We start from the raw sequence: 5,742 nt of genomic DNA on the forward strand, positions 1-5,742 counted from the left end.
CGGATGGTGAACCAGGGGGTTATGTTAGCTCATCGGGCCGGCGTGATGCGGATTTCAAAGTGTCCTTGGTTGTCGGTCAATTGATCGACCGCATCGTTGACCCGAAGGAACAGCCAGCTTTCGCGATCGATGGGGATGGTGGCATCGTCGCCGACGCTCACGATGGTGGGCAAGGTGGCCGATCCCGTGTCGCGGATCTCGGTCGGCACCAAGCACGCGATGACTTGACCAAGGGGACGCCCGCGAACGTGACGCATGGTGATCCCATCGGGCAATGCCACCCATGGGCGGGTCGTATCGGCCAACACGACATCGCCCTGCGCCGCGATTCGGACGACCGAAGACGCGGGGAATCGATAGCCCGCCGATTGCCAACCACGGTCGGCATGCAGTGTCGTCTGGATCTCCGATTCGTCATACGGCGGATCGTCCACGGCGATGTCGATCGATTCGCGGTCCCACCGGAACCCGTAATCCAATTCCAGATTCATCATGGCCCACCGCACGCGGATCACCGGCCACTGACGAACCAGTTTTGCGTACAGCCGACGCGTGAAGTCGGTGGATTGATCGCGGCCGTAACGTGTGGCGGCATCCACCAACGCGTCACGGTATTCCGCGTACTGGGCCAGCATCATCACCGCGGCCCAGGACCAACCGTAGGATTCGACATCGCCACGCAAACGATGCGGCAAACGCATGACGTCTTCGATCGTCTTGACTTCGCCGTCGTCGCGTCGCTGCGACAAAATCTTGAAGCGTCCCCAGCCCGGTACGGATTCTCGATTCCGCGGGACTTGGCCGATCACGACGCCGGAACCGACACCGCTGTGAACACTTAGCAATTCCGCGGTGCCCTCCATGAACCATGTCGGACCGGCACCGCCGAATTGTTCGTACATCAACGCATGCACGCCTTCGTGCAAGACCAGATGCCGCGTGTAATAGGCGTCGGCTTGCTCGCGTACCCACACGCGATTGCCATCGGCGATGCCATAGGGGAATTCGGCCAGCGAACGGGGCAGCAAACCCTTCTCGCGAAAGGGAACATCGTTTCGCATGACATAAGCGTCGACCACCCAGCCATCGGCGGCATCGGGATCCAAACGCCAGAACGACACCCATTGCGGCACCGCGGCATCAAAGGTGGCCACGATGGTGTCCATTTGTGATGCGTCGTTAATGTCGGTGACCAGGCGGATGTGGTTACCTGTATGACGGAACAGCCCGTCCGCGGTTGCCGCCTGTGCTTTACAATCCGATGCACACCACATAGCGACGACGAGCGCGATGCACACACATTGCGACGGCCACGTCACTGGAATTAGGTCCGACATTCGCCACCGCGATTTTCGTTCACCGACAAAGCCGACCCAACATGCCGACACAACACGTTGCCAATAGATTTCCATGCGGAACCAATGCGAAGATTCGAAACGGGTGGATCCAGTATAGCCGCCGACACTTTTTTGCGGCCGGCGACAAGCACCGATGGCGGGTGCTTCACGCGACGGCATTGCTTGTGGTGTTGTTTTGTAGCGGTTGCGTTCCGCGTAGCGAGAGCGACGTTGTGGTCTATTCGGCGCTGGATCAAGAATTTGCCGAGCCGATTTTGATGGGTTTCGAACGGCGACAGGATGGCGAAACCGGCGTGATCGCCAAGTTTGACGTCGAATCAACCAAGACCGTTGGGCTGGTCAATCAGATCATCGCCGAAAAGGACCGTCCGCAATGCGATCTGTTTTGGAACAACGAGATTTTGCACACGGTGCGTCTGCAAAAACTGGGGTTGCTGCAACCGCATGACTGGAACGTCGCCGCCACTTGGCCCAAGGACTTGATCGCCAGTGACAAAACGTGGTGCGGATTTGCCACGCGTGCCCGAGTGTTGATCGTCAATACCGAGATGATCAGCGATGCGTCCGAACGCCCTGATTCGGTCGACGACTTGCGCGACCCGCGGTGGGCAAAGGACTGCGCCATGGCTCGACCTTTGTTCGGCACCACCGCCACGCACTTCGCCGTCATTCGTGATCGAATCGGCCGGGACGCGGCGTTGAAAATGTTGAGCCAAATCGTCGACAACGCGGTCATCCTGTCGGGCAACAAACAAGTCGCACAAGCCGTTTCGACGGGACGACTGGCGTGGGGGCTGACCGACACCGACGATGCTTTTGTCGAACAAGAGCTAGGATACCCGGTCGCGATCATCTTTCCCGATCAACAACCCGAACAGCCCGGTACGCTAAGGATTCCCAACACATTGGCGATTTTGAAAGACGCTCCGCACCCGGTCGCAGCGGGACGTTTGGCTGATTATTTGATGACCGGAGAAATCGAAGACCGCTTGGCGATGGGGCCCAGCAGCCAGATGCCGGTCAGTCCCGACAGCAAGTTCCCGCCGCCGGTCTTGCCCGATGAACCGGTTCGCTGGATGCAAGTGGACTTTGAATCGGCGGCCGAAGGCTGGCCGCAATGGGCCGAGGCGGTTCGCGATGTTTTGGGCGAACCATAGCTTGCCAGCGAAAAACCAGTATGCCGGCAACTGCATGGTCAGCATTGATCTTCCGTTGCCCGGCATCATGGACGTTCTTTCCAACTCGTTTCGCGTTTCCGCGCGTCGCTCTCGGCGGAGCAAAAGACGACGATCAAAGACGAACGGGCCTTTAGGCGTCGATGTCGGCCAAGAAGTTTTCGATGATTTGACGATTGCGTTCGGTGGTGTCACCCAAATAGACGTTTTGGGTGGCACGGCAAAGGTCCAGCAAGTTGTTGGCTTCACACAGCAACTGCATCCAATCGTTTTCTTCTTCTTGTTCGGGGTCCATGATTTCGAACGCGGAAATTCCCGTCGCGGTTTCGGCGGTCTTGACGCGTTCCAGTGATTCCACGGCGCGGGTCTCGATGGACTGGGCGCAGTGGGCGATCGCGTCGATTTGGTGACTCTTGGCCAGTCCGGAAAGTGTCACTGCGAGTTCTCGCAAACGATTGACGTCACGATGGTCCATCGCGTCGGCGATCAGTTCGACGTGCATGCCGATCTTCAGTGCGACCTGCTTGGTCAGCCCGTTTTCGTCCAAGCCTTGTCCCAGTTCGCTCGGGTGGATCTTTTTGATGAAGCGTTCGACCAAGTCCGGATCGAACTGGGTGCCGGCACAACGTCGCAGTTCTTCGACGGCTTCCTCGTGGCTGCGGCCTTTGCGGTACACGCGATCGCTGACCATCGCGTCATAGCTGTCGGCGATCGTCAAGATCCGTGCGCCCAATGGGATGTCTTTGCCGTGCGGCAGATCATCGTGCCGACCACCGCCGGCGTAAAAGGCGTGGTGGCTGTGAATGATCTCGGTCAACATCGGCGAATCGAAGGTGCCTTCGATGATGTCCACGCCGATACGGTCGTGTTCGCCCATCAATTTCCATTCGGCAGCGGTCAGCTTGCCGGGTTTCAGCAGCACGTGGTCGGGGACACCGATCTTGCCGATATCGTGCAGCAAGCCGGCGACTTCGAACATGTATAACTGTTTCTGGTCGACCAAGCCGCGGGCGGTGCGGACGCACAGGTCGGCAACACGACAACTGTGTTCAGCAGTCTGGCTGTCGCGATACGATAGCGCGCCCAACAATGCCGTGACGGCTTGGAACGGAACCGCCGGACCGGTCACCGCGGTGGCGGCCGACGGAGCCGCACGTGAATCGTCCGCCTTGGCAGATTCTTGTTGTTCTTCGAAACCCGGTTCGTAGGCGACGACACGGTTACGGCCGCGTTGTTTGGCGATGTATAGGCACGCGTCGGCTTGGTTGATCAGTTCTTGGGGGTCGGCCGGGTCGTTGACCAATTCGGACACGCCGATACTGGCGGTCAGACGTAGTTCGGCCGGATCGTCCAACCGGATTTCCATGATTGCCCGGCGGGTTTCCTCGGCTTCGTGGATCGCTTGCGAAAGATCACAGCCCGGCATGACCACACAAAATTCTTCACCGCCGTATCGACACACCAGGTGGCGTGATTCGTGGCGATCGCGAATCGTCTTGGACACTTTCCGCAACACTTCGTCGCCGATGTGGTGTCCATAGTTATCGTTGACGCTTTTGAAGTGGTCATTGTCGAACATCAGGCACGCCAGCGTCGTGCCGTTGGACGACGCGGTGCTGTACAGCGTTTCAAAGCGTTCGAAGAACGCGCGACGGTTCAGACAATTGGTCAGACTGTCGCGGGTCGCCAGCAGTTCCAGTTCGCGGTTCTTGCGTCGAATTTCATCGCGACTGGACCGCAACATCGAAAGCATGCGTTCTTGTTCGGCACGGTGGGCTTCGATGTGCGTAACGTCACGCAGGGTCACCAGCGCCCCGCGTTTGCTGTTGTCACCGCCGATCGGCGCGGTGTTGACCGAAAAGACGCGAACCTCGCCGCTGGAGATGCGGTACCGCTGGATCGATGTCGTGATCGATTCACTGGACTGAATACTTCGCAGCCAAGGATGCTGGTCTTCGCTGGAATCGGCATCGTGGACCCACGGCAATTCGTCGATCTTTCGGTCACGGACTTCCGATGCGACCGATCCGGTGCACGACAGGAACGCTTGGTTGGCCAAGACGATGTGCCCCTTATCGTCCAACAACAACAAGCCTTCGGCCAATGTGTCCAGCGCACCACGAACGCGATCGGGAACAACCTGCGAACCAGTAAACGCGCCCATGATTTTGGCCATCACGGTGAAGTAGGCGAACAGCCCCGCGAATCCGACATAAAGCGCCAGTGGGAACAACGATCGTGAGGTCAACGATCCCCACAAGGATGCTTGGTCGCCCTGGAAGGAAAACTCCACGGTTCCCCAGGGCCGACGGTTCAGTGTGATGGGGACTTCGACCGTGTTGGTTTTAACGGCCGCTGATTCGTCGCCGGTGTCGCGAAGTGACTGGCGGATTTCTTCGGGCAGCGACGCCAATTTGCCCGGCAAACCGGTCAAGTCGTCACACATTTCCGTTGCGGTTTGACGGATGCGATTCTTGACGGTCGACACCAAGCCGGATTCAGGTGGATCCGCGGGCGTTGAAGCTGCGGGCGACATCATGGACGACATCGATCCCGCCGTTTGGATCGGCATCGTTGATAGATGCGAGTTTGATTCCAGTGGACCGGCGTCATTGCGTCCGGAATCGGCGGCCCAAAACGATTCGTGGTAACCGGTGTCCAGACGCAGGATGCCCAAATCGCTGCGGACGCCGATGGAAAGCAGTTCGGGGTTACGATCGACCAGGGTTTTCAGGGTGCCGTCCAGGTCGGACCACTGGCCACGGCGCACCGCCATCGCCGCGTGAATCGCCACCGATTCACAATACGATTGCTTGGCTTTCATGCGTTCGTGGTCGACGTCGGGCACGACACCAAACATTTGTGCCGATATCAACAACCCGACGCTGACGCACGTTAGCGCAAAAGCGATGCGTAACGCTGCGAAGTACGTCCGAAACAATTTCGATTCCCTTTCCCGTGCGATCCGGTTTCACGTTCGTTCGAAGGACCGAACGAACGTGGTTGCCCCATGGAATTCGTCGGCGCCGTCCGGATCAGTGACGCCAATCGTCCATCTAAGTGTTGACCTGTGTTTGGTGAACGGCGGTGTGGGAATGTCGGACAGGGCCGGACAAGCGGATGCGGCGAATCGACCTTGTCAAATATTCCGTTTGTGACGGCTGGTCGTCCCGGGCACCCGAGTGGCCAAGTCCGTTCGCGGTGGACCA

Annotated in this window: 3 protein-coding genes; 1 reads left to right on the forward strand and 2 read right to left on the reverse strand. The window is 58.7% G+C overall.

Going from position 1 to position 5,742, the window contains the following annotated elements; all coding sequences use genetic code 11:
- Nucleotides 1-29: 29 nt before the first annotated feature.
- On the reverse strand, nucleotides 30-1,166 hold the full coding sequence (locus HFP54_RS18295) for a hypothetical protein (RefSeq protein ID WP_168566256.1): 1,137 nt from the start codon (nucleotides 1,164-1,166) through the stop codon (nucleotides 30-32).
- A 332-nt stretch (nucleotides 1,167-1,498) separates the two neighbouring features.
- On the opposite strand from HFP54_RS18295, the gene HFP54_RS18300 reads away from it, so the two are divergent.
- Nucleotides 1,499-2,515: an extracellular solute-binding protein gene (locus HFP54_RS18300; protein ID WP_315853927.1), complete on the forward strand. Its 1,017-nt coding sequence runs from the start codon at nucleotides 1,499-1,501 to the stop codon at nucleotides 2,513-2,515.
- Between the two features lie 151 nt (nucleotides 2,516-2,666).
- Here the strand turns inward: HFP54_RS18300 and HFP54_RS18305 are convergent, their stop codons facing one another.
- Nucleotides 2,667-5,357 carry a diguanylate cyclase gene (locus tag HFP54_RS18305; protein ID WP_168566258.1) on the reverse strand — a complete coding sequence of 897 codons (2,691 nt, stop codon included), beginning with the start codon at nucleotides 5,355-5,357 and terminating at the stop codon, nucleotides 2,667-2,669.
- Nucleotides 5,358-5,742: the final 385 nt, after the last annotated feature.

The organism is Crateriforma spongiae, assembly GCF_012290005.1.
In the GTDB taxonomy this organism is placed as follows: Bacteria; Planctomycetota; Planctomycetia; order Pirellulales; family Pirellulaceae; genus Crateriforma; species Crateriforma spongiae.

Coding starts and splice junctions, on each gene's coding strand:
- HFP54_RS18295 (WP_168566256.1), bottom strand. CDS start 1,166: ATGGACACCATCGTGGCCACCTTTGATGCCGCGGTGCCGCAATGGGTG.
- HFP54_RS18305 (WP_168566258.1), bottom strand. CDS start 5,357: ATGAAAGCCAAGCAATCGTATTGTGAATCGGTGGCGATTCACGCGGCG.